Annotated in this window: 21 protein-coding genes; 9 read left to right on the top strand and 12 right to left on the bottom strand. The window is 53.8% G+C overall.

Annotation, left to right across the window (positions count from 1 at the left end):
• Position 1: 1 nt before the first annotated feature.
• The 3 genes from EI42_RS16685 to EI42_RS16675 all read right to left on the bottom strand — a co-directional run bounded on the left by EI42_RS16685 (position 2) and on the right by EI42_RS16675 (position 2,021).
• On the bottom strand, positions 2 to 592 hold the full coding sequence (locus EI42_RS16685) for a TetR/AcrR family transcriptional regulator (RefSeq protein WP_111323759.1): 591 nt from the start codon (positions 590 to 592) through the stop codon (positions 2 to 4).
• 151 nt (positions 593 to 743) lie between these two features.
• Positions 744 to 1,118, bottom strand: coding sequence for a VOC family protein (locus EI42_RS16680; protein ID WP_111323758.1), 375 nt, complete (start codon positions 1,116 to 1,118; stop codon positions 744 to 746).
• 96 nt (positions 1,119 to 1,214) lie between these two features.
• A complete protein-coding gene (locus EI42_RS16675) occupies positions 1,215 to 2,021 on the bottom strand; it encodes an AraC family transcriptional regulator (protein ID WP_307722246.1) in 807 nt (268 codons plus the stop codon).
• 103 nt (positions 2,022 to 2,124) lie between these two features.
• Between EI42_RS16675 and EI42_RS16670 the strand changes: the two genes are divergently transcribed.
• Positions 2,125 to 2,979 carry a GNAT family N-acetyltransferase gene (locus tag EI42_RS16670; protein ID WP_111323756.1) on the top strand — a complete coding sequence of 285 codons (855 nt, stop codon included), beginning with the start codon at positions 2,125 to 2,127 and terminating at the stop codon, positions 2,977 to 2,979.
• On the opposite strand, the gene EI42_RS16665 is transcribed toward EI42_RS16670, so the two are convergent.
• Positions 2,976 to 3,815: an MFS transporter gene (locus tag EI42_RS16665; protein ID WP_170142693.1), complete on the bottom strand. Its 840-nt coding sequence runs from the start codon at positions 3,813 to 3,815 to the stop codon at positions 2,976 to 2,978. The two genes, EI42_RS16670 and EI42_RS16665, sit on opposite strands and share 4 nt — an antisense overlap.
• Complete coding sequence (locus EI42_RS34380) at positions 3,776 to 4,207, bottom strand: MFS transporter (RefSeq protein ID WP_170142692.1); 432 nt, start codon at positions 4,205 to 4,207, stop codon at positions 3,776 to 3,778. The genes EI42_RS16665 and EI42_RS34380 overlap by 40 nt, the downstream gene beginning before the upstream one ends.
• Positions 4,208 to 4,725: 518 nt before the next feature.
• On the opposite strand from EI42_RS34380, the gene EI42_RS16660 reads away from it, so the two are divergent.
• Entirely contained in the window at positions 4,726 to 5,985 is a 1,260-nt protein-coding gene (locus EI42_RS16660) for an MFS transporter (protein WP_211326212.1), read from the top strand.
• Here EI42_RS16660 and EI42_RS16655 read toward each other — a convergent pair.
• The 3 genes from EI42_RS16655 to EI42_RS16645 are packed head-to-tail and all read right to left on the bottom strand — an operon-like array spanning position 5,982 to position 8,270.
• Entirely contained in the window at positions 5,982 to 6,821 is an 840-nt protein-coding gene (locus tag EI42_RS16655; RefSeq protein ID WP_111323753.1) for a nucleotidyltransferase domain-containing protein, read from the bottom strand. The genes EI42_RS16660 and EI42_RS16655 overlap by 4 nt on opposite strands.
• Before the next feature lie 3 nt (positions 6,822 to 6,824).
• Positions 6,825 to 7,292, bottom strand: a complete 468-nt coding sequence (locus EI42_RS16650) for a nucleotidyltransferase domain-containing protein (protein ID WP_111323752.1) — start codon at positions 7,290 to 7,292, stop codon at positions 6,825 to 6,827.
• Between the two features lie 6 nt (positions 7,293 to 7,298).
• Positions 7,299 to 8,270, bottom strand: coding sequence for a UDP-glucuronic acid decarboxylase family protein (locus EI42_RS16645; protein ID WP_111323751.1), 972 nt, complete (start codon positions 8,268 to 8,270; stop codon positions 7,299 to 7,301).
• A gap of 109 nt (positions 8,271 to 8,379) precedes the next feature.
• Here EI42_RS16645 and EI42_RS16640 point away from each other — a divergent pair, with 109 nt between their 5' ends.
• The 6 genes from EI42_RS16640 to EI42_RS16615 all read left to right on the top strand — a co-directional run bounded on the left by EI42_RS16640 (position 8,380) and on the right by EI42_RS16615 (position 15,338).
• On the top strand, positions 8,380 to 8,775 hold the full coding sequence (locus EI42_RS16640) for a hypothetical protein (protein WP_111323750.1): 396 nt from the start codon (positions 8,380 to 8,382) through the stop codon (positions 8,773 to 8,775).
• Between the two features lie 40 nt (positions 8,776 to 8,815).
• A complete protein-coding gene (locus EI42_RS16635) occupies positions 8,816 to 11,053 on the top strand; it encodes a DEAD/DEAH box helicase (protein WP_111323749.1) in 2,238 nt (745 codons plus the stop codon).
• Positions 11,054 to 11,175: 122 nt separating this feature from the next.
• Positions 11,176 to 11,979 (top strand): ABC transporter ATP-binding protein, encoded by an 804-nt coding sequence (locus EI42_RS16630; RefSeq protein ID WP_246046551.1) that lies wholly within the window; start codon positions 11,176 to 11,178, stop codon positions 11,977 to 11,979.
• A 13-nt stretch (positions 11,980 to 11,992) separates the two neighbouring features.
• The gene (locus EI42_RS16625) at positions 11,993 to 13,243 is read left to right on the top strand and encodes an ABC transporter permease (protein WP_111323747.1); all 1,251 of its coding nucleotides are present in this window, start codon (positions 11,993 to 11,995) and stop codon (positions 13,241 to 13,243) included.
• A gap of 104 nt (positions 13,244 to 13,347) precedes the next feature.
• Complete coding sequence (locus EI42_RS16620; protein ID WP_111323746.1) at positions 13,348 to 14,004, top strand: response regulator; 657 nt, start codon at positions 13,348 to 13,350, stop codon at positions 14,002 to 14,004.
• Between the two features lie 14 nt (positions 14,005 to 14,018).
• Positions 14,019 to 15,338: a sensor histidine kinase gene (locus tag EI42_RS16615; RefSeq protein ID WP_111323745.1), complete on the top strand. Its 1,320-nt coding sequence runs from the start codon at positions 14,019 to 14,021 to the stop codon at positions 15,336 to 15,338.
• Positions 15,339 to 15,449: 111 nt separating this feature from the next.
• Here EI42_RS16615 and EI42_RS16610 read toward each other — a convergent pair whose 3' ends face one another.
• The 4 genes from EI42_RS16610 to EI42_RS16600 all read right to left on the bottom strand — a co-directional run bounded on the left by EI42_RS16610 (position 15,450) and on the right by EI42_RS16600 (position 20,058).
• Positions 15,450 to 16,160 (bottom strand): MIP/aquaporin family protein, encoded by a 711-nt coding sequence (locus tag EI42_RS16610; RefSeq protein ID WP_111323744.1) that lies wholly within the window; start codon positions 16,158 to 16,160, stop codon positions 15,450 to 15,452.
• Positions 16,161 to 16,474: 314 nt separating this feature from the next.
• On the bottom strand, positions 16,475 to 16,624 hold the full coding sequence (locus tag EI42_RS32605) for a hypothetical protein (protein WP_170142690.1): 150 nt from the start codon (positions 16,622 to 16,624) through the stop codon (positions 16,475 to 16,477).
• 249 nt (positions 16,625 to 16,873) lie between these two features.
• Positions 16,874 to 17,857 carry an LLM class flavin-dependent oxidoreductase gene (locus tag EI42_RS16605; RefSeq protein ID WP_111323743.1) on the bottom strand — a complete coding sequence of 328 codons (984 nt, stop codon included), beginning with the start codon at positions 17,855 to 17,857 and terminating at the stop codon, positions 16,874 to 16,876.
• Between the two features lie 242 nt (positions 17,858 to 18,099).
• The gene (locus EI42_RS16600) at positions 18,100 to 20,058 is read right to left on the bottom strand and encodes an elongation factor G (RefSeq protein ID WP_111323742.1); all 1,959 of its coding nucleotides are present in this window, start codon (positions 20,056 to 20,058) and stop codon (positions 18,100 to 18,102) included.
• A 530-nt stretch (positions 20,059 to 20,588) separates the two neighbouring features.
• Between EI42_RS16600 and EI42_RS16595 the strand changes: the two genes are divergently transcribed.
• Complete coding sequence (locus EI42_RS16595; protein ID WP_111323741.1) at positions 20,589 to 25,025, top strand: tetratricopeptide repeat protein; 4,437 nt, start codon at positions 20,589 to 20,591, stop codon at positions 25,023 to 25,025.
• Positions 25,026 to 25,050: the final 25 nt, after the last annotated feature.

Below are 25,050 nucleotides of genomic sequence, written 5' to 3'. Positions count from 1 at the left end.
GCTATGAGGGCAACAACATCGGTAGTATGCTCTCAATGAGCTCAGAGGCAAACTGCTCGGTTGACTGGTAAAAGGGATCATAACCAAGCATCTGGACATTGAACGCCTGCTGAAAGCATGGCCCCAGAAGAAACATTGCCATCTTCTGCGCAGAAAGATGCTTCCCCAGATGGCCCGCCTCCTGCTCTTGTTCCAGAAACTCGGCACAATGATCCATCAACGTATGAGGGCCCACTTGAAAAGGTCGAACGGTTTCGCGAAACTGCTGAAGCAACTCTGTATCAGCAAGCAAGGAAGCCGCCATAGGAAGAATCAGCTCGTAATAGCGAACAACAGCCAGGACAATCGCCGAGAGCTTTTCCTGGATCGTACCTGTGCTTTCCTGGCATTCTCGAAAGGTTTTGTATACCGTCGGTAAATGCTTCAATAGCAGTGCAAAAAAGATCTCCTGCTTTTGCCGAAAATGCCGGTACAGCGCCCCTTCAGAGACACCTGTCTCCCGCGCGATATCCTTCGTCGTCACGCGGGCCAGGCCCTTCAAGACAATCAATCGTTCCGTTGCATCCAGAATTTTTTCTCGTGTATCGCCCATAGCATCCGCCTCCTGCTTTCTGTATGTGAGTGCTCACTTACATACTATACGATGAAGAATGCAGGATGTCAAGACGCAACCCTTGAAGGACAAACAAAAAAGGGAATGCATCTCTTTCGACACATTCCCTCTTGCCGCCCCATCAGGCACATTATCCGCCAAGATACGTACCAAACCACCAGACGTTATCGGACATATCTTTGACGCCCGCGTTGCGCTCCTGATAGGGCTTATCGGCTGGCTCAGCGACCGACGTTGCCCCGGCTTCCAGCGCCTTCCGATACGTTGTATCTACGTCACGCACATAGACACAGAGCTGACCGGGAGACTTCATATGCTCTCCCAACTCCAGACACAGAACCGCATCCCCGATCTTCATGTCAACATGGTAACTCTTCTCACCTGTCGGGGAGCGATCTAATTCCTCGCCACCAAAAACCTGCTGTATAAAGTCGAGCAATTCGAGCTGGCCATAGAGCAGCGGTCGCACAGTGCCAAAACCATAGCGAACAAATGCAGTATTCATTGAATAGAGCCTCCTTTTCTTGCACTTACAGGAGACACTCTATCAGAGAAATCCAGCACCGTATTGTAAAAAATCAAACTCCGAACATGCCAGCAACTATACCGGCAGCGCCACGTGATTTCGATATTCGCCACGCCGTGTCAGGTAGTCGCTCGGAGAAAGCGCGGCAAAATTCCTGAAATCATGAATAAAATGCGCCTGATCGAAATAGCCGCATTCCAGCGCCAGCCTGCTCAACGGCGCAGACTGTCCCTTCGCTAGCTGGTGCAGTGTCTTTTGAAAGCGCACAATACGACAGAACTGTTTCGGTGTTATCCCAATCGCCTCCTTGAATATCTGCACAAAACGCGTCTGACTCATCCCGAGATCCTCGACCAGACCAGCAATTGGAAGCGCGCCATACTCTTTCTGCATCTTTCGCACGGCACACGGAACCGCGGGATGCACAGGCTTTGTCTCCTTCAATCGAGCAAGCAAAAAGTGTTCAAGCCGCTCGAAACGCTGCTGATACGTCTCTGCATCCAGCAACAGTTCACGCAAATCTTCGTCCCATAGTGTATCTAAAGAGATAACGGTATTTGCTATTTCATGAAGAGGAAAGGAGAGAAACGGAAATGCACCGCCCGGCCTGAACACGACACCCATCACCGAGGCCAGACAGCCAGTGTCAAGGAGCAGAAACGTCGAATGTGCGCCACTCAGCACGCTTCCACTATACTCGCAAAACCGCTCAGGGCGCTCCCGATTATACAGGCGCGTCCGATCCTCGTGCAGGTTAATCACCAGCGATACCGAGCCATCAGGCAGCCGCCGTTCCATCGTATGAGCAGGCTTTTCTCCCTCGTAGAACCAGAAAAATGCAACATAAGCTGCAAGCGAGGCAGGACTATATCTATGATAGATAGCCAGAACGAACCATCCTTTCTTATGCAGGTTGTAGAGCGCCGCTGAAACCGGTACAATACAAAGACTCGTCTTTTCTCAATTCTTCACAGCGAAAGGTTTTATGGAAACATACCAACTACAACGATTGACTCCTGATTTTCTTCCACGCCTGATCGCGCTCTCAAAGCGGGTCGATTGGAACTATTCGGAGCGGACGGTGCGCACGGCATTTCGTGCCGGGCCTATCTACGGCCATACTACCCCACAAGGAGAGCTGCTTTCAAGCGCGGCCATCTTTCCCTATGGTCAGACGCTTGCATGGCTTGGCATGGTTATCGTGCACCCGGATCATCAGCGCAGGGGCCTGGGAAGAGCTGTCGTGCAGCAATGCATCGATCAAGTTCAATCACCACAGCGAGCAATCAAGCTGATAGCCACCGCAGAAGGGGCGCAGCTCTACAGTCGCCTCGGCTTTCAGACGGTCGGCATCAACCGGAAGTTCCTCTGTGATTCCTCCATTGCCTCACCTGAACCCACCGGGCGCTATCAGGTTCAGCCACTTCGCCAGAGCGACCTTGCCACCGTCGTTGCCCTGGACGAAGCAGCTATTGGAGCGGAACGAAGCGCGTTTCTTGCCGCTCACATCACTTATGCACAGCAGGCTGTTCTTCTACGCGATAGCAGCGGGATCGCGGTTGGCTATGCGCTGAGCGTTCCCGCAACGGGTATGCTGGTCATCGGTCCTGTCGTGGCACCCGACACCGAGGCAGCTCTTCTCATGGTGCACGAGCTCTGTAAAACACATCGCGGTACGCTCCGCATCGATGTGCCCCAACCATTGGAGCCCTTCTGTCGCGGTCTCGCACGACATGGTTTTCAGCTCGCGGACGAGCCACCCATCATGGCTTATAATGCAGCCGCGCTTCCCGAGCCATCCAAGACGCTTTTCGCGATCGCGTCTCAGGCGTACGGTTAAAGCGTTCGCTCAGGCTTCACCATGCCCCGTACCGACGAGCAAAGCAACCAGACAAACGCAATCCCTATACGAGCTACAACCAGTATGAGCGTGGTTCGCAGGCCCAACCATGTCCCGAGCAGCCCACCAAGCAAAGCGCCAGGCGGCACCGAACCACCGGCCAGAAAGCGAATCGTCGCGTTAACGCGCCCCTGCAAGACCGTGGGCGTGGTCATCTGGCGCAGGCTGAGCTGATTCACGTTATAGATCGTGGCCGACATCCCCATCAGGAAGCGACCAACAATCAGCAGCGGCACAACCATCGGCCCCTGCGCCAGAGGGAGCAGCAAGGCACCCACCATCGACATCACTGTCGTCAGAAGCAGTGCAGGCCCGATCCCCTTCCACCGGGCAACCCGCGTCGCTATCAGGGCCCCAAGCAGCCCGCCAACACTTCCCACACCCAGAATCACGCCAAGCAGCGCCGCCGAAATATGGAGCTCGTTGACGACATACAGTGTATACAGTGTAGAGAGAATCGTTTCAAAAAAGTTGAGGATACTGGAACAACCGGCAATCGCTCGCAACACCGGCCGTTCTACAATCACGCGAAACCCCTCGGCAATCTGTTTCCAGATGGATGGATGCTTTCCCGGAGCCACAGGAGCCCCCTCGCGCGCTCGCACCCACAGCAGACAGAGCGCCGAGACCAGAAAAGAAGCCGCGTCGAGAACAAGGGCCAGCGGTGCCGAAAGCCACTGCACGATAGCACCAGCCAGCGATGGCCCGGCAATCTCCGCCACTGCCTGACTGGCTTCTAGCTTGCTATTCCCCTCAACCACATGCCCTTCTGGCACCAGTTCCGGCAGATACGCGTAATACGCCACGCCGAAAAAACGGCAAAGCAACCGGCTAGAAATGTTACAACCGCAAGGTACGCGATATTCAACGCACCAAGCAAGAAGACAAGCGGCACCGAACCAATCAACACCGCCTGCCCGATATCTGCTACCAGCAGCACAAGCCGCCGGGGCAATCGATCCACCCAGACCCCCGCGAACAGGCTCACCAGCAGCAGCGGGGCATATCCCGCCGCGCCCAATAATCCCAGTTGCGCAGCATCGGCATGAAGCGTTACAACAGCTATAAACTGTATTGCAAGCAAAGAGATCTGGCTTCCCACCAGGGAGACACTTTCGCCAAGCCAGAACTTCAAAAAATCGTGATGACGCCAGAGGCCCGAAAACATGTAACAATCCTTTTCTTTCTGCTGTTGGATAGCATTACCGCTTTCTTCAGGACAATATTCTACCGGTCAACAGCAATATATCGATCAAGAGAGAAATTGGAATAAAAAAGAAGAGCTACATGTTATCAATGGGGAGTAGGCGAAGATGGGCTTGTAGAGGAGGGTACAGTGCAGAGCGACGCGTTGATACACGGCATAGCATTTTTGCTATTGATACCATTCCGGTATGCTTGTGCAGCGTCCATATGCACCCCCTTTCCTGGTGATGTTTCTCTACTATATCTGATAGACCCGACACCTGTCAAGCAATTTCTTCCGCCTGGCTTGTAAAGCGTCGAGATCCGCTCTCTCAAAAATCTATCTGATTTTGAAGCAAAATAAGAGAAGACTTTTGACGCCAAATCGAGTATACTCAATCTTACAGAGAAGAATAGTTCCAATTTTCTGTGAAGAGCGTTTATTCAACCGTTAAAGAAGGGAATACACTCTATATGCACATTGCAGAGCCAGAAAAACATGTGGAGGATGCGAGGTCAGCACCGGCTGGAGGGGTACAGCCCCAAAGACGCATGATCGCAGCATTAATTTTGCTGAGCTGTTGCGTCGGGCTGATTATGACCGGCTTCGGAATTATTGTGCCGATCTTTCCTCGGCGTCTGGAAGCGCTTGGCCTTGGGGCGGAGACACTGGCCCTGATGGAAGGCGCGTTCGGCCTGGGAATGTTTCTTTTCAGTACGCCAATGGGTGTACTGGCTGATCGCATCGGACGCAAACCGCTGATTTTGCTTGCCCTTGTAGGCTTTATAGTGACAAATGTCGTTTTAACAATAGTCAATACAGCCGCCCTGTTCGTGCTGGTGCGCTTCGTTGAGGGCGTTCTTGTGGCAGGCCTGATGCCGGCTTCCAGCGCAGTCATTGGTGACGCTGTCCCGGTTGAGCGTCAGGGACGCTGGATCGGTGTTGTCACAACTGCTCAGGCGAGCGGGATCGCGCTTGGTCCTGGTATTGGTGGCTTCCTCTATCAGGCATGGGGCTTCTCAAGCCCGTTCTTGCTCTCAGCAGGCTTCGCACTTATTGCCTCGATTCTGGCACTGATTCTGCTGCCGGAAACTTTGCCCGCCTCCATTCGCGAGCAGGCACGACAGCGAGGCTTCAGAGGCAATCGAGGCCAGCAGCTACCAAACACACAGAAGACGACCGCGCTCTACTGGGCGTTCCTGCCGCTTCTGCTTATCGATCTTGGAGTTACATTCATCTATCCGTTTGTCCTGCCGCAATATCCGTTCTACTTTGAAAAGATTCTTGGATATAGCGCAGCAGAATACGGCATTATTATCAGCGCCTATGGTGCCGCTCTTGCCGTATTTCCGTTGCTTCTGGGACGCATCACTGATATGTTCCCGAAGAAACATCTGATCATCGTTGGCTGCCTCTGTCTGATCGCGCTCAATGCGGGCATGCTCTGGCTGCACAACTATATATTGTTGATCATTGCATCCGTGATTACCGGCCTGGGAAGCGCCTTACTGACACCGGCACTGAGCACCATCTACCTGGGCGCCACCAACGACCATAACCGCTCGCAAGTCATGGGCATTCGTGGCACCGCGATTTCGCTGGCCGTCCTTGCTGCACCATTGACTCAGGCACTGGTCGGCGCCTGGATTCTGCCCTCAGTTACCTTTGCCATTGGCTGCACGCTTGCACTCATTATGGCAATTCTGGTGCTCGTGGCCCTGAGAACGCCACGCCGCGAGGTCACTCCGGCAAGCTACTAACCGTCAAGCGGGGATTTGTGGGAAACAAGCAATGAGGCTCGCCCGCCCCGATTCACCTCCTCCTCAAGCATAGCTTCAATTGCTTGTAATGTTGGTTCTACAATGATGCGATGCTCTGGTCGAATGATCGGCCATAGCAGTCGCACCGTTTCCTCATAGAGATGCAATGCCGCAAGACTCCGCATTCTGGCAATGCTCACCCCTGATGTCATGGGCTCCGCACCAACAAGCAAGCGGTACCAGAACGTCCAGCGCGAATGTACGCCGACCGATGTTTGTACCTGTGCGCTATAAGTGATCCCGCACTGTGCCAGCAGCCCGCGCTGCACCCCGAGCACATCACAGAGCGCCACCGAGAGCACCGCCACAACGCTCACGCTCGAAAGCGGATCATTCTTGCTCAATCCACTCAACACTTTGCGAGCATGCTCCGAGAGCCGCATCAGCGTCCAGCTTGCATGCTGATCGGCGGCAGGCTGCAACGGCGTCCACTCGAACCGCTGCAACTCACGCTGAAAATCCCGAAAGGCGCCCGTTGAATCATAGAGGATCATTGCCGCCCGTAAGTCGGGCACCGCAAACACGGCTCTCTCGGGTTGTTGGATGGCCGCACGCTCGTGTGCCAGCGTCTTCACCGAAATCTCCACAAGGCGTCCTTGAAGTTGCAGAAAGTGTTTGACGGGCTCGTATGGCTCAGGCACATAGCAGCCGATATCGACATCGCTGTAGGGCGTCTGCTCACCTCGGGCAAAGCTGCCCCGCACGATAATCGCCTGAATATGCTCTACATGCGCATCCAGCCAGCAGCGTATCTCGTCAACGAGCGCAGCATCCATCGATTATGCCTCCTGCAATGCAGCTCTGCGTAGCATCTCCGCTCGCTCAAGCCGCCCCATACGCCGATAAGCCTCCGCTTCGTAGGCCAGCGACAGCACCGGAACACGCATCCCAGCAATATCGATATATCGCTTGTACCGATACAGTTCAACGGGTGGTTCCCAATCGCCGGTCTCAGGCCGCTTCTGGATATCGCCCATAATCTCAACGGTGAGGCCATCAAGCAGCAACGCCCCCAGATAGGAACGCATGCGATCGGACTCCACAAAGGTCACAGGGCGCTGAACCTGCGCAGCAAAACGGCGCTCAATCATATAGGCTCCAGCCTGATCGGTTTGGATATCGATATCATGCGGTTCGAGCGGCAAGCCTCGCAGAGCAAAGCTGAGACTCCCTGTCAGTACCCAGTTCACCCCGTCGAGCTCGCTCACAAGCCGGCGGAGAACCGTACGATACGCGTCGGAGACCACGACCGCTTATACCTCCTGCTTTGCCTGAAGCCGGGCGCGAAAATCTGCAATAGTGCGAGTCAGGCCCTCTTCCAGCGAGACACGAGGCTCCCAGTTCAGGAGCGTCCGGGCCCGCGTGATATCGGGTCGGCGGCGCTCGGGATCAGTCGCCATCCGTGCGGATGCCTGTCGTTGAATGGGCGCTTGATTGCCTGTCAGCCGATTGATCAACTCAGCAAGCTCCAGTACGCTCATTTCAACTGGATTCCCTAAATTGACGGGCTGATGAATGCCCTCAGACAGCAACAGGCGGTAGATGCCCTCGATCAGATCATCGATATAGCAAAAGCTGCGCGTCTGCGTTCCCTCGCCGTGGATGGTGAGCGGCTTGCCTTCCAGCGCCTGACAGATAAAGTTCGGAACGACGCGCCCATCATCCAGCCGCATTCTGGGCCCATAGGTGTTAAAAATGCGCATGATCCGCGTATCGAGCTGATGCGTTCGATGATATGACATCACCAGCGCCTCGGCAAAACGTTTCGCCTCATCATACATGGAGCGCGGGCCGACGGGATCAACATTCCCCGCGTAGTCCTCGGTCTGCGGGTGCACCAGTGGATCGCCATACACTTCTGAAGTCGATGCAAGCAGGAAACGTGCCTGATGCGCCCGTGCAAGCCCGAGCGCGTTCAAAGTGCCAAGCGCTCCCACCTTCAACGTCTGAATCGGGAGTTGTGGATATCCCCAGGGAGATTCAGGGTTTGGGCTGGCCGGTGAGGCCATATGAACAACGGCGTCAAGCTTTTCATCGAGATACATTGGCTGAGAGATGTTATGTTGAAGCAGGGTAAACGCGGGATGATCCTGCAAATGAGCAATATTTTCGCTTGCTCCTGTCAGAAAATTGTCCAGAGCAAGAACCTGATGTCCTTCTGCAAGCAGGCGATCGCAGAAATGTGAGCCGATAAAGCCTGCTGCACCGGTCACAAGTACTCTCACAACGTGCCTCCCCCCTCGTGGATCTAGAATAGAAGAAATATTTCCTCTTGATTGTAAAGAGAACTTGTAGAAAAGTCAACAAAGCGAGGAAACGGCAGTACTTCAGTCTATGACGGCACTTTTTCAGGAGAAACGGGACCAGGCTCAGGAAGAGGCACGCACGTCATCACACCTCTCAAAAAAGGGGGCACACCAGGCCTATCGCGGGAAACCGGTACGACGAGGAAATGAGCATGAAAGAATGCCGGAATCGTCTCACCCGGAAGACAATCCCGGCATCCTGGACCGCATCAGAGTTCAGCATCATGCGCCTCAAGCACCTGGCCCATCGGGTGAACCCGACAGCCTCGGAGAAGGTATCTCTATCCAGAATACCAGAGCCCACAAACAGGAATTTCGTCCTGTTCGCTTGTATTTTCTTAGCTCATGTGGAATAATGATGTCTGCGCCCGCATTTCCTCTGACCGCAAATCGTGAGCGCACTGCCTGGGCCTTCAGGGGGTAAAGGATACCAGCTCTCGTGAGTCGCATGGAAGGGATTTTGAATGGAAGAGCAGTTTTATGCAGAGCAACTATTGATGCGTTTACATGAGTGGGTCGATAGTTCTGAGTATATCCGCGTCAAGCATCGCCTGCCGGCACAGGACGCCAGCCTTTTTCGTGTCCTCCCCGAGTGGCGTCCCTATCTTCCGCCAGGAGTGACACACCTTTATAGTCATCAGAAAATAGCGCTGGAAACGGCCTTACAGCGCCAACACCTCACGCTTGCTACGCCAACCGCTTCGGGGAAAACATACGCGATGGCGCTTCCTGCCCGCCTGCGTCGCCTGAGCCGGAAAGGCGCGACCACGCTCTGCATCGCTCCCACCCGGGCCCTGATTGAGCAATGGCGCGACCGCCTGAGCGCCTGGGATCCGAGCGTCTTTGTTGCCTCTTATACCGGAGACACTCCCAAAGAAGAACGCGCACGTATTCGAGCAGAAGCACAGGTCGTCGTCACCACGCCCGATATGCTGCATATCTCCCTTCTCCCATACCATCGTGGGTGGAGCTCGTTTTTCTCCCGTCTGAGCGATGTCATCATCGACGAGGCACACACGTACAAGGGCGTTTTTGGCAGTCATTTTGCCCTGATCGTCCGGCGTCTGGTGCGAATTGCCGCCATCTATCGGGCTCGACCAACCTTCCTCTTTGGCACCGCCACTATCGGCAACCCGGCGGAGCATGCCGAATTGCTGCTAGGTCAGGAAGTCACGCCCATCACCGAGAATGGCGCCCCCTCCGGGGGACGACTCACCGTGCTCTGGCAGCCGCCCGAAGAGCAGTCATATCAGGATGAGGCCGCCGGGCTACTTGCCTTCTTTGTTTCGCAGGGAGTGCGAACCATCCTGTTCGGTCAGGCCCGGCAGAGCGTCGAGCGCATGGTACGTACCACCAGAGAGCGACTTCCGGCACATCTTCATGACAAGGTGCTTGCCTATCGTGCAGGCTACAGTAAGGAGCAGCGACGGGCGATTGAGCGACAGCTAGCCGAAGGTGCGCTGCTTGGTATCGTTGCCACGAGTGCACTTGAAATCGGGATCGATCTTGGCGATCTGGACGTTTCGATTGTCGCAGGTTTTCCGGGTAGCATTTCTAGCTTCTGGCAACAAATCGGACGTGCAGGACGCCGCCAGAGAAGCGCTCTCAGCATCCTGGTGCTCAAACAAGATGCGCTGGATCAATACTTCGCCTCGCATCCGGAAATGCTGCTTGAACGCCCGGCAGAAAACGCGCTGGTCAACAGCAATAATCCCTATATTTTCCCCTTGCACCTGCTCTGTGCCGCACACGAGAAACCGCTAGGACCTCAGGATATATCCCTCTTTGGACCGGCGACCGAGGAGGCTCTTGAGCAGCTTGTAGTGCAGGGTTATCTCTCACAGATAGGCGACACCTTCTATCTCAACGAGAGCCAGAGTCCCGCGTTCTCGGTCTCATTGCGACAGGCCGGGCAACGCCTGACTATTCACACCGCCTCCAAAAAGATCGAGGAAACAGACCTTCATCACGCCGTCACCGAATGTCACCCCGGCGCGATCTATTATTCTCAAGGTGCCTCATATGAGGTTCGTGTGCTGGACCTTTCGGAGAATCGCATTGAGGTCGTACCTAAAAATACGCATTACTATACGCAAGCCCTGATCGATACAGACATCGAAATTGACCATAGCGAGGAACAACAGCGGTATTCGCATATTCAGCTTCACGTCGGGCCCGTGCTGGTCACGCGTACCGTACATGGGTACATCACCAAACACAACGCCTATCACACGATCCTTGATAAGTATGAGTTAAAGCAGCCTCTCGCCGTCCCGCTGGAAACCCGCGCGTGCTGGATGGAGCTTGATGACGAGACCATCGAGTTGCTTGAAGCGAAGAACTACCATGCCGCGGGCACGCTCCACGCCGTCGAACATGCCATGATCGCGCTGTTACCGCTCTTCGTGCTTGGCGACCGGCGCGACGTTGGCGGCCTCTCGATTGTGCCCATGCACCCACAAACCAAACGAGCAACTATCTTTATCTACGATGGCTTCCCGGGCGGCGTCGGCTATTGTGATCAGGCCTTTATGAGCTGGAAAGAGCTCGCTCGCGCCACCCTGGAAATGCTCACAGCATGCACCTGTGCCAGCGGGTGTTACTCCTGCATTATGTCCCCGAAATGTGGCAATCAGAATCGCCCTCTCGATAAAGCCGGGGCTATTTTCCTGCTTCAACATCTGCTGCACTCCCATTTTTGAGTATGACTTTCGTCATATGGTCACAACATGCCTTTCCGCACTACCAGAAAAAGTGGGCCTCTTCTATACTTCGATAGAGTGATAAACGAAAAATGGAAGCAGACAAAAGGAGTACGATTGCAGTGCAAGAATCTCTCACTCAGCAGCAAGAACGCTCGCACCAGGCCCGCTCCACCTCTATCGAGGTCCAGAAACTACAGAAGAAGTTCGGGAAACACGAAGCAGTCAAGGAGGTCTCGTTTACGATCGCGACAGGCGAGATCTTCGGCCTGCTTGGCCCCAATGGTGCAGGAAAAAGTACCACTATCAATATGATGTGCGGCTATATCCAGCCTGATAGCGGCGATACAACCATAAACGGCATCTCAGTCGCCCATAATTCTCGCCAGGCGAAGCGTCAACTGGGCGTCGTCCCGCAAGAAATGGCGCTCTACACCGATCTGACCGCCATAGAAAACCTTGATTTTTTCGGCGAAATCTATGGCATTCCGGTTCGCGAGCGCCGCGAACGTGCTGAAGACCTCCTGCGACTTGTGGGGCTCTACGAGCGCCGTAAGGAGGCTATCAGAAATTTCTCCGGCGGCATGCAGCGACGCATCAATATAGCAATTGCGCTGATGCATCGCCCCTCATTTTTAATGATGGACGAACCAACCGTCGGCGTCGATCCACAATCTCGCGAACACATTTTTACGACGATCGAACAACTCCGTTCAGAAGGCACAACTATCCTGTACACAACCCACTACATGGAAGAAGCCGAGCGCCTCTGTGACCGCATCGCCATTATGGATGAAGGCCAGATTATCGCGATGGGCACACTGGAAGAGCTTCTCGCCTTGCGTGACCACACCCAGGAGCTTCGACGCCCTCACGGCTTACAGGAATTGTTCATTCAATTGACCGGAAAAACGCTTCGAGACTGAGGAAACAAAAAGTATGAAAACATTATGGGCAATTGCGAAAAAAGATATTATGCATGTTGTAAAGGATAAAACTGCTCTACTTCTGATGATTGCAGTGCCGTTGGCGGTCATCACGGTGATTGGTCTCGCCTTCAGCAGCCTCTTCAATGCGAATTCCGGGCAATTGACGATCTCAGTTGCCTTGAGCGATCAGGATAACGCCACCGTTGGCAAAGCAATCAAGCAGGCTCTCAACATCCATACAAAGGACCTTGACATCACCATCACGACCTATCCGAATGCGGAACGGGTTCGCCAGCAGGTTGAAGCCTCCAATGAGAGCGTTGGCATTGTCATCCCGACAGGAGCCAGCGAGGCCATAAACAAGGGCGCTTCACAGGCCATTCCATCGGATAAGCGGGTTCAGTTCTACACCCTGCCCAATAATAGCAGCGATGCCCGTGTGAACGTTATTCGCATGATAGTTGATAAGGTGCTTCAAACGCAGCTCATCAGCAATGAATCGGTTCGACAGGTCTATCAGGTCTGCAATCAACCGGGCAACCATTGCGCTCCGAACACGATCAACGGCCCGGCAATCAGCGGCGCCGTCATCCAGGCAACGAACGCAACGGAGAACGCGCTACAGCCTGTTTCAGCAGGAAAAGCGCCGGAGATCAACACCTTTGATCAGGTTATTCCGGGCTATGCGATCTTCTTCGCGCTCTTCGGGCTCAACTCGGTTGCCGCGACCATCTTGCAGGAGAAAGAAAGCGGCACCTTCCGCCGCCTGCTGATCGCCCCGATTCACAAATATGCGCTGCTTGGCGGCAAGCTGCTTGCTCAATTTGTCGTCACACTGGTGCAAATCGGCATCATCTTTGCCATTGGCTACTTCGTCTTTCATATGCACGTGCCCGATTGGCCTGCATTAATTCTATTGCTCTTCGGCACCAGCTTCGCCGCTACAGGCCTGGGTATCCTGATTGTCTCGCTGGTGCGCTCTCGACGCCAGATTAATCCGGTGGTGACGCTTGTGACGCTTGTTACCTCGGCACTTGGTGGCTCGTGGTGGCCTCTCTACATGGAACCCGAGTGGATGCGCAATGTCGCGAGAGTCGGTATTACTGCCTGGGCAATGGAAGGCCTGAATAACTCGATGCTCTTTGGAAAGAGCTTCATGGAGGTTTTGCCCAATATCATCGCATTGTTCGTCTATGGGCTGATCTGCTTCCTTATCGCGCTCAGGTTCTTCCGTTTCCAGGAGAAAACCGCGGCAGCCTAGCCCACATGGGGCGGCATTACAAGCCGTCCCATCTCTTACCTGTTGACAACACAGCATATCTTTCGTACTCTTTGGAAAAGGCAGGTCATTAGAAAGACAGAGCTATGACTATCAGCATTCTGCTATGTGAAGATCAGACCTTAATGCGTCAGGGACTTCGCACCATTCTTGAACTGGAACCGGGCTTTCAGGTTGTCGGTGAGGCAGCAGACGGCAACGAAGCAGTCCAGCGCTATCAGGAACTTACGGCGGCGGGCAAGCGTCCGGACGTCGTACTCATGGATATTCAAATGCCACGCATGAGCGGCGTTCAGGCGGCAGCGATCCTCACCACTCATGATCCAGAGGCCCGCATCATCATGTTAACGACATTCGATTACGAGGATTACGTGTATGACGCGATCAAGGCCGGAGCAATGGGTTATCTGCTCAAGGACGTGCCAGCGAACGAGCTCATCACGACCATCCTTCAGGTCCATGCCGGTGAGCCCTCGATTCAGCCACGTATCGCGAATAAGCTGCTCATCGAATTTGGGCGTCAGGGCCGGTCACCACGCTCAACCCAGCCTGACAAGCTGAGTCCCCGCGAGATCGAAATTCTGAAACTAATCTCAGAGGGAGCAAGCAACCGCAAAATTGCCGAGCAATTGTCACTGGCAGAGGGAACCGTGAAGAATTACGTCTCAACCATTCTGGACAAACTCCATACTGAAAACCGCACTCAGGCCGCTCTACTGGCTCGCGAGCGCAAGTTATTCTAAAGGGTCCGCGCATCATGCATATCAATCTGGAAGAGGAAGACCGTCTGTATCTTGGAACGCTCAAGAAGTTTCTACGCGTGCTCGCGCTTATTGTCACTTTGTTCATGTCGTTCCTTTCTTACAATGTTCTTTCAGGTCATCCTGCTTATTTTCAGGATTGGCGTGGCATTTCCTGCATTTTTCTCACGCTTGTCCTTGTTTTCCTCTTTGATCTCGTTACTGTATTTGGTTTCAGACTGCGCCGGTGGCCTCCCTCGTTTCCGCTGGCGCTGCTCTACTGGATACTGGCATATCTCTGCGTTTTCCTGCTCTCGTGCATCAACCCCGGCTATTCAGGCGCGTTCTACATCGCTTTCGGGCTGACCCTCGGGCTCTTTGGTGAAACATTGTTGATTCCAGCAGGCATTATAACCGCCCTCTCTATTTTCGCGTTTCAGGGAGCAATCTGGCCAATCAACAGCGAAAATCTGCTCTGGCTCTTCTCGATGGCACTCCCCATCGCCAGCATGATTGGCTTCCAGTATCTTATACAAAACCTGCTGAACGAACGCTACAAGCGTACCACGTTGATGAAACAACTGGCACAAGCAAACGCAGAACTGGAGGAGGCTCACCAACAACTGGCTCAATCGATCGAGCAGCAGCAGGAACTCGCCGTGCTACGTGAGCGCACGCGGCTGGCTCGTGAGATGCATGATACCATCGGACATGCACTGGTGCTGATCTCGGTCAAGCTGGAAGCCGCTCAACGCCTGCGCGAGCGCGACCCCGCCCGCTGCGAGCGTGAAATAGAGGAAACAAAGGAGATCACACGCGGCACCATGACAGCCCTGCGCGCCTCAATCGCAAACCTGCGCTCGCCTACGCTCGAACGCGAGCACATCTATCATGCCCTCAAGCGCTCCATCGGTGAGCTGGCACAACGCACGGGCATCCATGTGAGCTACACCCTTCCCGCCGAAGACGAGCCAGTTCCAGAAACGGTCTCCGAGGCGCTCTGGAAGGTCAGTCAGGAGGCCTTTACCAATATCGAAAAACATGCACATGCCCGAAATGTAACACTTGAACTCAGCAAGCAAGCAGACCAGTGTGCAATGAGTATTCATGATGATGGCGTCGGCCTGCCTGAGGAGTGCCTTCAGCGTGATCCTGTACAGAACGGACATTATGGGCTTCGAGGCATTCGCGAGCGTGTAGAAGCGCTAGGAGGACATTTTACGCTGCATTCCACCAGAGATCAGGGGACAACGATTGAGATTCTTCTTCCCATAACAGCAGATGCAAAAGAGGAGAACGAAAAAGAGAAAGAGCGTGCCAAATATCACAAGGGATAAGCGTTTTGTAGAACGAAAGGAATCCAGATAAGAACCCGATAGAGACACGCTCGTCTTCCCAGTTATGCCACAAAAGAGGTTGCTTGTCAACCCTCCATCCATCTGAAACAGCTATGGCTCTCGCTCGTCACCCTGCGGCTGATCCTGCTCCAGAAGCCGACGCGCATAGACTTCACCACCACGTAGCGCCTCGTAGATCAATGCCCCACACGTCGTCCCGAGTAGCGGCCCGAGCCAGTAGACCCACACCGTCGCAAGCGCCTGACCTCCTACCAGAAGCGCCGGCGCGAGGCTTCGGGCGGGATTCATACTGCCACCCGTCAGCGAGTCCGCAAACAAGCCTCCAACCGTAATCGTCAACCCGATCGAGAGCCCCGGCACAGCGCGACTCACACGTGTATCCGTCAGTGCCGCCAGCACCACAATCATCAGAAAGAAGTCTAGCAGCGCTTCGATAGCGATTGCCTGCACGATCCCCACCTGTGGAATGGTCGCGCCAAAGAGAGCATGCGCTGATTGGAGCGGGATCAACAGAAAATGCACACAACTCGCAGCCAGCGCTCCACCAACCTGAGCCAGCCAGTACAGCCAGACAAAGCGCCACGGGAAACGACGCGCTACCGCAAGCCCGAAAATCACCGCCGGGTTCAGGGGCGCACCCGAGATATGACCAAGCGAGTAGGTCATGATGAAAAGTGTGAAGCCAAAGGTGAGATGGACAGACAACAAATGTTCGGGATTTTCCAGCAAAATGCGCGTGCCACATCCAAGCAAGACATAAGCAAACATTCCGAGAAATTCAGCGCCACAACGCCTGAGCATAGGCCAGCCTCAGCAATCATTCAAGCATCCCGTTCCCTCTCTATTGTACAGCCACCCGAGAATCAGATTCGCTGACGCCGCACCAGGACAGCCAGTAGCAAGAACAACACGCCACCCAGCACAAACCAGATAGCATAGAAAAACATCGCGGCAACCGAGCTATCCACGATCCCCACCAGCCCGCGCAAGCCCAGACGCCACCCAGGCCGCCGTACGCAGCATCCAGAACGGGACGCTTTGCCCCCATCGCTGCACCAACATCAATGCCAGCAGCATCGCAATAATACACCATGGTATTGCTCCTGTATTGATAATCAGTAATACGCCCCCCGCCTGTTGAACTGACTGCCCCGGCAAAAGCCCGAAAGAGCCTCCCGCAGCTCAATAGATATGCAGAAGAGCAGCGCCCATACGCTTGCACAGTAGCCAATCCAGGCCACCCCACGCGATACGCTTCGTTCCATCTTCCGGACCTCCTTTTTTACGGTCCCTACTGGCAGATTTTACCCCTACAATACGCTTGATCGGGCAGAAAGTGCTAGCCAAAAATGAGAAAACGGACCGCTCGTAAAACAACCCGCTAGAGTGCAGTCCCTTGCTTCAATGAGTGCGAACGCGATAGCGTAGTGAAATGCTCATCAAACCATTATTTCTCTTTTCCAATCACCCAAAAAAGAAAGCAGGGACATGAAACATGTCCCCACCCTTCTTTCTTACATTGATCCTATTATCCGCATAAGCTGCTGTAGTTCTTTTTCCTCGTCTTTCACCGGTACCTGCATAATCAGCAGCTCATCCACTCCCTGCGTCAACAAAGCATCCAGGCGCTCAGCAACCTGCTGACCGGTTCCGCTGATTACCAGCTCATCAATCAGGGCGGGAAAGCCGGCATTATCCTTGCCAAGCGGAAAGCCCGCAGCCTCAAACATGTTCCGATAAAATGGCAGCGTGGTATAGCCCTGCAAGCGCTTCTGTGCGACATCCTGGATGGCAGTGCGATCATCACTCATCGCGACTATCACATGAGCAACCAGCGGAGGTGTCGGGCGCCGGGCCTCCTGAGCGCCCTGCTGAAGGGCCGGGAGCGAGGTTTTCAGCAGGTAAGGGACGGGACAGAGCCAGGAAATCGCCCCGTCGGCCACCTGACCGGCAAGGCGAAACGACTGCTCACCAAGCGCCGAGATAAGCACCGGAGTTGGCGAGGCAGATGGAAGCTGCGCATGAACATGATAGTTGTTGCCGTCGTAGTTTACTGAGCCCTCATTCAGAGCGGTGCGAACAATGGTAGTATATTCATGCAGATGTTCCAGCGGCCTGGAGAAATGCACGCCGTAGACCTTCTCCATGATCGGGCGGTGACTGGGTCCGATGCCAAGCCGGAAGCGCCCCGGAACCACATCGTTGATTGTGACCGTCTCAAGCACCATCGCGAGTGGATTGCGAGGGAAAATAGGGATAATCGACGTGCCCAGGCGGATACGTTGCGTTTGTGCACCGGCCAGCGCGAGCGTCATCAGTGTATCCCCGGGAGTCGGGGACTGCGTCATCCAAACCTGCTCTACTCCTGCCGCTTCTGCCTCTTTAATGCGCTCAATCGTTTTCACTGTTCCTTCATTCTGTATGTTCAGACCGAGACGAAGCCGTTTCGGCTGTTTCACACTTTCGCTCGCTGTATATGGTAAAGTATGTTCTGCCATACAATGTATCCTTTCCAATAGCTCTTATAGAGTATAACCTGAAAAAGACGCCCTGTATTCCCGGTCCTGCCAGCAGCATGCAGCGCATCAAAAATGCAACTTCGGGACAGAGCGCCTCTATTCGTAATATAAGAGAAGGAACAAAATCCAGGTATCATACAAAGAAGAATGAACACCTGATAGAAAAGGCCGGTCAGCAGCGAGCCACAGGAACTACACAAAAAGTTCAGCCCCTTCGCTTTTTAATACGCATGCAGAACATGCAGCATATACTCTTTCCGATTGAGCGGGTTCCAATCCAGCCGTGGCCGTGTCGGGTACTCTCCCTCCAGCTTGCTGAATCCAACAGGTTGCGTAATGAAGACCCCTTCACCTTTCGTCAGGGCGTGTAACTCTCTTTTGAGCGTTTCCGCCGTCGCAACGGGCATGCGTCCCTTCAACAGAAACTGCTCACGGCGCAACTCAGGCTGCTCGAAGGTCGCCCGCAGAGATGCCAACCTGAACATCACTGTGCTGATCGTCTCCGTGGGCGCGTTCAACTCGAACTGTAGAACTGGCTCATAGACAGCCGTACCCGCCTGGCGCAGCGCCTCCATCAGCACCAGCGGCGTCACCTTGCGGAAATCGCCGGCCGTCGAAATCGGGCTTGCGTAACCGGTATGGGTCAGCACAACGACCACATCCGTCACCTCCCACCCGTAAAGCCCCTGTCGCAGCGTCTCGAACACCGTCTCTTCAATAGCGCGATGAAATGCCAGCGGGAGCGCTCCAAGCTTCACTTCAAGCCGATAGGTGATGCCGCTGCCCGGCGCTCCGGGCTCAATCCTGATGCCAACGGTGGCGTAAAACAGATTCTCGCCTTCGCCCATCACCTCCAGGCCCTGCCCGACTCCGACCGGCTTTTCTATGCAGACAACGCCAGTTTCCGAGAACTGCACAGTGAGCCCGTATTGCTCCTGTAACATGGCCTCAATAACCTCTTTTTGGACCTCACCAAAAATGCGGAGGTAGGTAATATTATGGAGCTCATCGCGTATCACATGGATCAACGGGTCCTCCTCCGCCAGTTCGATCAATGCCCGATAGAGCAGGATATTCTTCTTCTTTGGAACAGCCTCAATGCGCGTCTCAAGCTGCGGCTCCGCAAAATGTACCTCTCTGATGGCCTCGGACCATTCGCCCACAATATCCCCGATTTTGACATCTTCCAGCCCCCAGAGCTTGCAGAACTCGCCCGCGCCAACCCGCTGCACTTGCTCTGTATGCCCATCCACGAAGATGTGAAGCTTCTTGACCTTCTCAAGATGCGTCTTCATATCACGCGCTCGTCTGCTCAACGGCACATGCGTCCGAACGACCAGGCAGCCGGAGAAAAGCCGTACATATGCAACCTTCTCCCCCGACGTCTCTTTTTCAAGCTTAAAAACGACTCCTGATAAAGGGGCATCCTCTTTTCCTTCAGTAATCGGGAAAAGCTGCACAATGCCATCGAGCAATTCTGGAACCCCGATGCCCGTCATAGCCGAGCCAAAAAAGACGGGGTAGATTTTCGCATGCTGTATTTGTTGAATGAGCAGCGCCCTGACCTGCTCCTCACTGAAGGGTTCATCATTCACATAGGCCTCAAGGATAGCTTCATCATTGGACGCAACCAGCTCAAGACAGCTATCGAGGAATGCTGCATCATCCCGGCGCACGATTCCCGCCTGCTTCGTTCCATCATTCGTTACAGAGTAGAAGGGGATCACCTGCTCAGTCAACTTTTCCTTGATTGTCTCAATCAGTGTCTCCCCCTGTGCGCCACCGCGATCGATCTTATTTACAAAAAGAATCGTAGGAATGCCCAGACGACGCAATACCGACATGAGCACTTTTGTCTGCGCCTGCACTCCTTCCACCGCGGAAAGCACCAGAATAGCGCCATCAAGCACACCAAAGGAGCGCTCAACCTCCGCAATAAAGTCGGCATGGCCCGGGGTATCAATCAGATTGATCTTGACATCCTGCACAAAAAATGAAACGACTGATGCTTTAATCGTGATTCCGCGCCTTCGCTCCAATTCCAGTGAGTCCGTCTGTGTATTCCCCTGATCAACCTTCCCGATTTCCGTAATTACATGTGTTTCATAAAGGATTCGTTCTGTCAGACTGGTCTTTCCTGCATCAACATGCGCCACAATTCCAATATTGAGCGTCTTCATCAAAAAGGAGACTCCTTTTCTGCAAGCAATAAGGATCAAATTGGAGAAAAATGAAGAAGTTCTAGAATGTGGAGGGTGCCCCGGGAGCTACAAAAAAGGGCAGCTTTCTAGAATATGCTCAACGTACCTTGCAGAAAAGATGAATTGTCAATCAGGCAGCAATACGCTGCTTACGGCAATAAACTCAAGGATATTCTGTCTTTAGCGGTGAGTTGAACAGAAAGGGGCACCTTGAAGATTGATCTTTCGCCGCATGATTTCCCCCTTTAGCAGTCAATGTATTTTCCTCTTCAGTATAGAGGATACACCGACCAGTTGTCAAGCACTTTTTTTACCAGATGTACCCGGCACATAGCATGCAAACAAATGCTGCTGTGGCAGGAATGCACGTACAAAGTAAAAATCGCTCCAAAGAATAAAGTATACAACTTTTCCCTTTCCATTACTATAGCTTCCGCAATAGACAGAGAGACAAAAATAGGCTACACTGTGCACAAGCGAGATGAATGCAATGGAAAGCGACTTGATGTATGGGCATACAAAACTTTCTTGATCTCCTACAAAACAAAAAGAGGGCACAGCATCGAAAACAACTGGCAACAATCCAGGCCGAACCCAACCCGATAACCCGCCTGTCCCTCTTGCGCAGTGCGTGTCAGGACATTCAACAAGCACCCGAAGACTACCTTGATTTCGGCCTCCGCTACCTGGAAAGCTTCTTCTATCCAGCCTTGATCCCACTTCTCACAGGCGACGATCTGCTGTCCATCGACAAAGCGTGCAGGCTCCTGACACAGCACTCGGGCAAAAAAGGCCTGAACGTCGCCCCGCTCGGTTTTCAGCTCGTTGAGCTCTATGAGAAGCATGGCAGTCTAAAACAAGCACATGATCTCCTGGCCTTTCTCTACAGCAATCCGGCCTCCACCCAGGAGCAAAAAGCACAAAGCATTCGGATGCTTGCTCAAAAAGGCGCATTCGACAAGCAATATATCAGCCTGTACGTCAACTACCTGCAACAGGTCGCATCACCCACAGCCGACATGCTGATACTCACGCAGCTTGAGGGCGCCTGCCGGGCCGATTTCTCGACCGAAACGGAACAGCTTCAACGCATCTATGCCATCGCAAACGCCCTTGTCACTGCAAGTGCCGCGTCCAGTCCCGGATTGCTCGTTACGCTCCATTCGCCTCTGCAACAGACATTAGAGCGGACACAGGGACTCTATCAGCTTCGCATCAGCAGAGAACTGAAGCAGGCATTAGAGCACTTCAAGCAGGCCTACGCGCTGGACAGCACCGACAAACAGAGCTTGCTTGGTCTGATCATCACACAGATACAGCTCAAACAGTACAAAGACGCCCAGAATTGGCTTCAAGAGCCCCGTCATCGCCCATACCTGCAACAGGATGAAGCTTTTCGCGCACTCAATGATCTCTGTCTCCTATCCGATTGGCTACAGAAGCCGCTTCCCGGGCCACCTCCCTGCACTATTGCTCAGTTTGAGCAGTTCAGGCATCATCCGCTACAACCCTATGTTGAAAACGCGCTCAATGCAGCTCTCGGGCGGTTGTATCTTCTACAAGGGGATGCACACAAGGCGTTCGAGCTGCTCTTTCCGCTGGTCACCCGGCGCGGTGAGCAGATCTACTATGCAGCCTGGGCCGCCATGCTGATTGGTAATCCTCAGGCGATGGTCGAGTGCTATACACAGAACGTCAACACAAACCGTCGCTGGCCGGTGGCGCTGCTGCTTCTCGATACAGATGCAGCGCTGGCTGAGCAGCAACATATCCAGGTGAAGCAGAAACCCAAAGAGCAGATCGAGAGCCGTATATCAAAAGTCATTGTCTCTCGTCTGGAACTGATCAAGAAGACGAGCGATATCACTGGATTGCTGCAAAAGGATTTATATACGCTTGAGGAACGCCTTGAGCTCTACAGGGCAAAGCTGGCAGAGGTGGCCCACGAAGGGAATATCGCGCTTTTTGAAGAGCTGGTCCAGCATCCAATCATCCAGCATCTACCGCACGCCTGCCAGCTTTTCTGGCGGGGTCTGCTGGCGCTCCGCAAGCACGATACCGAGCAAGGGATCAGGGATCTACACGAGGCAGCGATCACGTTCCAGTATCACCGAGCAGCTCTCTTTCTGGCCGTCTACTATGTCAAGCAGCACAGATTCAAAGAGGCACGACCATACATCACGCAAGCGCGTAAAATACAGCATGACTACACCACGAACCTGCTCTCCGCTTACATCGAGGCGCGAACGGGCTCCCTTGATACCGCGCTCCGCCAGAGCGAAACGCTGACCAGATACCAGCGAGCCGATGCGTTCTACCTGCACGGCCTCTTCTCGCTGTATCGCGCAGCGCAGAACGGCACTCCGCGCCAACTGATCGAGCATTATCGCACTCAGGCCGCGATCTCCTGGCAGCGTGCCCTTGCACTGGACCCACACTCCACCAACCTGCCAGCGCTGGAAAAATGCGCCTCATTCCTTGTCTATCCTGCCAAACGAGCACGCGACTATCGTCAGCTCTGGGAACTTGCTCACGAGCTCAAGCCGCCTCAGCCCTGGATAAGCTGGCATGCCGCTGTATTCCTGCTCTGGTATGGCACCGTGCAGGAAATCGCTGAAGCGACGCTGGAACTGCCAGCACTGCTCAAGATTACCCAACTGGAAGAGGAACCGGCGCTCCGCATCGCGCAAACGGTGGCAGCGCGTATCACCGATGGAGCCGATGCCCGGCAAGCAGACACATTATACACACTCCTGACACAATTTGCAGGACAAAATCCATCAATCCAATCACACTCGTTCTACTCGGCAAGCTTTTGTGCGACGTTTCTCCCCCGCTATCTCACTGCCAACAAACAGCGGAAGCAGGCGCTGCTGGACGAGGTATTGCGGTTAAAGAAGCGACAGACGCAGGGCAATGACTGGCTGCTTTCTCTGTTGCTCGCGTTCGTCCTCAGCCAGCATGAGCGGAAAGGGGACGCAATCAGCCTGCTGAACGAGATCTCAAGCGGCGATTCCTGGCTTGATACCGTCTGCCACTATCTGGCAAGTCTGCTTACTGATCCCGCTTCCAGCGCCATTCCCGAGAGTATTCAGCATCCAAACACTGAGATACAGCGTGCCTTCCTCAACACGTTGCGTGTTCAGGTGGGACTCGCACAAGGAGCTACGGAGCCGCTCTACACGGCGTTGCGTGATCCAGAGCGCTGGCAAGAGCTGGATAGTGAAACGATTATCGCCCACCTGCCCGCCTTCAGTCAGCAGGCCCAACAACCGGCCTTCGTTTCCGACATTGTGACGCGACTGGCACAGCAACCGCTCAGGGATGAAGACAAGGCGCAACTGGCCCGCATTGCCACCGCACTTGGAGAGACAAGCGTGGCCGTTTCGCTATGGGAACAGGTGCTCAAAGCAAACAAGCAAGAGGCCTGGCAACAGGAATATATCCGCCTGCAAAGCTTCCTGGCTGTACAGGCCTACAATAATGGCGCGTTTCTTGAGGCCGCTGCATCCCTGCGCAAGGCCGGTCAACAGATCAGCGACCGCAAAAGTCGCGCCTACCAGCAGCTTCAAGAACATGCTCGCTCGCTTGAGCTACAGGGGACAACTATTCACCTGCTCAGGTTCCTCTTCCCCGCGCTCGATATTCCCGTAGACACCATCGGGCGCTACAATTATATCGCGCAAATCATTGGGCAAAGCCCGATCCTGTATGCTGCCCTGTTTTATAAACGGAAACAGCAAATAGAGCAGGAATGGCAGGATGTGCTTTCAAAATACAGTGGAGAGATCCCATTTATGCATACGCTTGGCATCCTCTACCGTGAATCCGCGCTGGCCCAGCAGGCAAAGGGCACAACAGACGAGCAGGCATGGACCATCAGCACGGCGCTCTGGGTGCTGCTGCTCTGCTCGGACTCCTTCTGGTCGCACTTCGCGCACAGGAGTTCAAGCGCCGAGCCCGCCCAAATCGAGCAGGTCAGGACGAACATGCTGCAATCTATCCTGACACACCATAGCACGATCAGCAAAAAAGCCTTCAGTGCAGGCGACCATCAGCAAGCAGCCGCCCATCTCCGCTGTCTCACGCTCTGTCTAAAAGGCAAGCAGGCGTTACTTCAGGAACTCAAGCGGTATCACATTACCTATGCGATTGAGGTCAACGAGTCCAGAATGCATCAGGCAAGCGCGCAGGCGGAAGATCTCTTCGAGAGCTGGGTCGCGTCTCTGGTCGCAGAAGCCGAGCGCGAGGCCGAAAACGCCGAAGCAATCAAAAAGTTGCCCGAAGGCATACGCAAAAACTATCAACCTGCCCTCAAAATACTACATGATTTTCTTGCCCTGGAAATTCCATCGAAGCGCGTTCTGCTCAACGCGCTGAACTGGTATAACCAGTGGAGCTATGATTTGCATCTATTGCATGGCGAAAAAGTCATGTACGACAAGTTACAGGAAGCAAAACCTATAGCGGATCAACTGCATGTGCTTTGCGACAAAAAAGCGATCTACACGCGCGAGAACCAGATCCTTGCCACCTTTTACAACTATTATGGATTTACCCATGATGATCCACAGAAAGCCATTACATATCTTGAAGAATCCATTGCATGGTGTCCTAACTATATCGGCACGGAAGAGCTTTTGCAGAGCGCCAGACAGGTCGTTCTCGCACAGCTTGATCAAAAGGTGACAGCACTGATAAAAACCTATCACTTTACCGAGGCGTTGCAAGAGATTCAGGATGCAGAGCCTTATATTCAGAATCCCAAAGAGATCAACATTTTGCGAGGGATTGTCTACGCCGCTAAAGCATACTGGTGCGGCCTACGAGGGCTCCGTTCCGAGGCACAAACAAATATCAATACGGCGCTTCAATACGCTCCAGATGAAGAGGCTATACAAGAAATGAAGCAGACCATTGAGAGATTAATACGATATGCACGATAAATAGACAAAACTATAACTGAAAGGA

Source organism: Thermosporothrix hazakensis (assembly GCF_003253565.1).
GTDB classification, from domain to species: Bacteria; Chloroflexota; Ktedonobacteria; order Ktedonobacterales; family Ktedonobacteraceae; genus Thermosporothrix; species Thermosporothrix hazakensis.
This window is presented reverse-complemented; position numbering and strand designations above follow the sequence as displayed.

What these genes read in the sequence shown, in the direction of transcription:
- EI42_RS16685 (WP_111323759.1), bottom strand. Translation starts at nt 592, where the DNA reads ATGGGCGATACACGAGAAAAAATTCTGGATGCAACGGAACGATTGATT.
- EI42_RS16680 (WP_111323758.1), bottom strand. Translation starts at nt 1,118, where the DNA reads ATGAATACTGCATTTGTTCGCTATGGTTTTGGCACTGTGCGACCGCTG.
- EI42_RS16670 (WP_111323756.1), top strand. Translation starts at nt 2,125, where the DNA reads ATGGAAACATACCAACTACAACGATTGACTCCTGATTTTCTTCCACGC.
- EI42_RS34380 (WP_170142692.1), bottom strand. Translation starts at nt 4,207, where the DNA reads ATGTTTTCGGGCCTCTGGCGTCATCACGATTTTTTGAAGTTCTGGCTT.
- EI42_RS16655 (WP_111323753.1), bottom strand. Translation starts at nt 6,821, where the DNA reads ATGGATGCTGCGCTCGTTGACGAGATACGCTGCTGGCTGGATGCGCAT.
- EI42_RS16640 (WP_111323750.1), top strand. Translation starts at nt 8,380, where the DNA reads ATGACGGCACTTTTTCAGGAGAAACGGGACCAGGCTCAGGAAGAGGCA.
- EI42_RS16635 (WP_111323749.1), top strand. Translation starts at nt 8,816, where the DNA reads ATGGAAGAGCAGTTTTATGCAGAGCAACTATTGATGCGTTTACATGAG.
- EI42_RS16625 (WP_111323747.1), top strand. Translation starts at nt 11,993, where the DNA reads ATGAAAACATTATGGGCAATTGCGAAAAAAGATATTATGCATGTTGTA.
- EI42_RS16620 (WP_111323746.1), top strand. Translation starts at nt 13,348, where the DNA reads ATGACTATCAGCATTCTGCTATGTGAAGATCAGACCTTAATGCGTCAG.
- EI42_RS16615 (WP_111323745.1), top strand. Translation starts at nt 14,019, where the DNA reads ATGCATATCAATCTGGAAGAGGAAGACCGTCTGTATCTTGGAACGCTC.
- EI42_RS16610 (WP_111323744.1), bottom strand. Translation starts at nt 16,160, where the DNA reads ATGCTCAGGCGTTGTGGCGCTGAATTTCTCGGAATGTTTGCTTATGTC.
- EI42_RS32605 (WP_170142690.1), bottom strand. Translation starts at nt 16,624, where the DNA reads ATGGAACGAAGCGTATCGCGTGGGGTGGCCTGGATTGGCTACTGTGCA.
- EI42_RS16605 (WP_111323743.1), bottom strand. Translation starts at nt 17,857, where the DNA reads ATGGCAGAACATACTTTACCATATACAGCGAGCGAAAGTGTGAAACAG.
- EI42_RS16600 (WP_111323742.1), bottom strand. Translation starts at nt 20,058, where the DNA reads ATGAAGACGCTCAATATTGGAATTGTGGCGCATGTTGATGCAGGAAAG.
- EI42_RS16595 (WP_111323741.1), top strand. Translation starts at nt 20,589, where the DNA reads ATGGGCATACAAAACTTTCTTGATCTCCTACAAAACAAAAAGAGGGCA.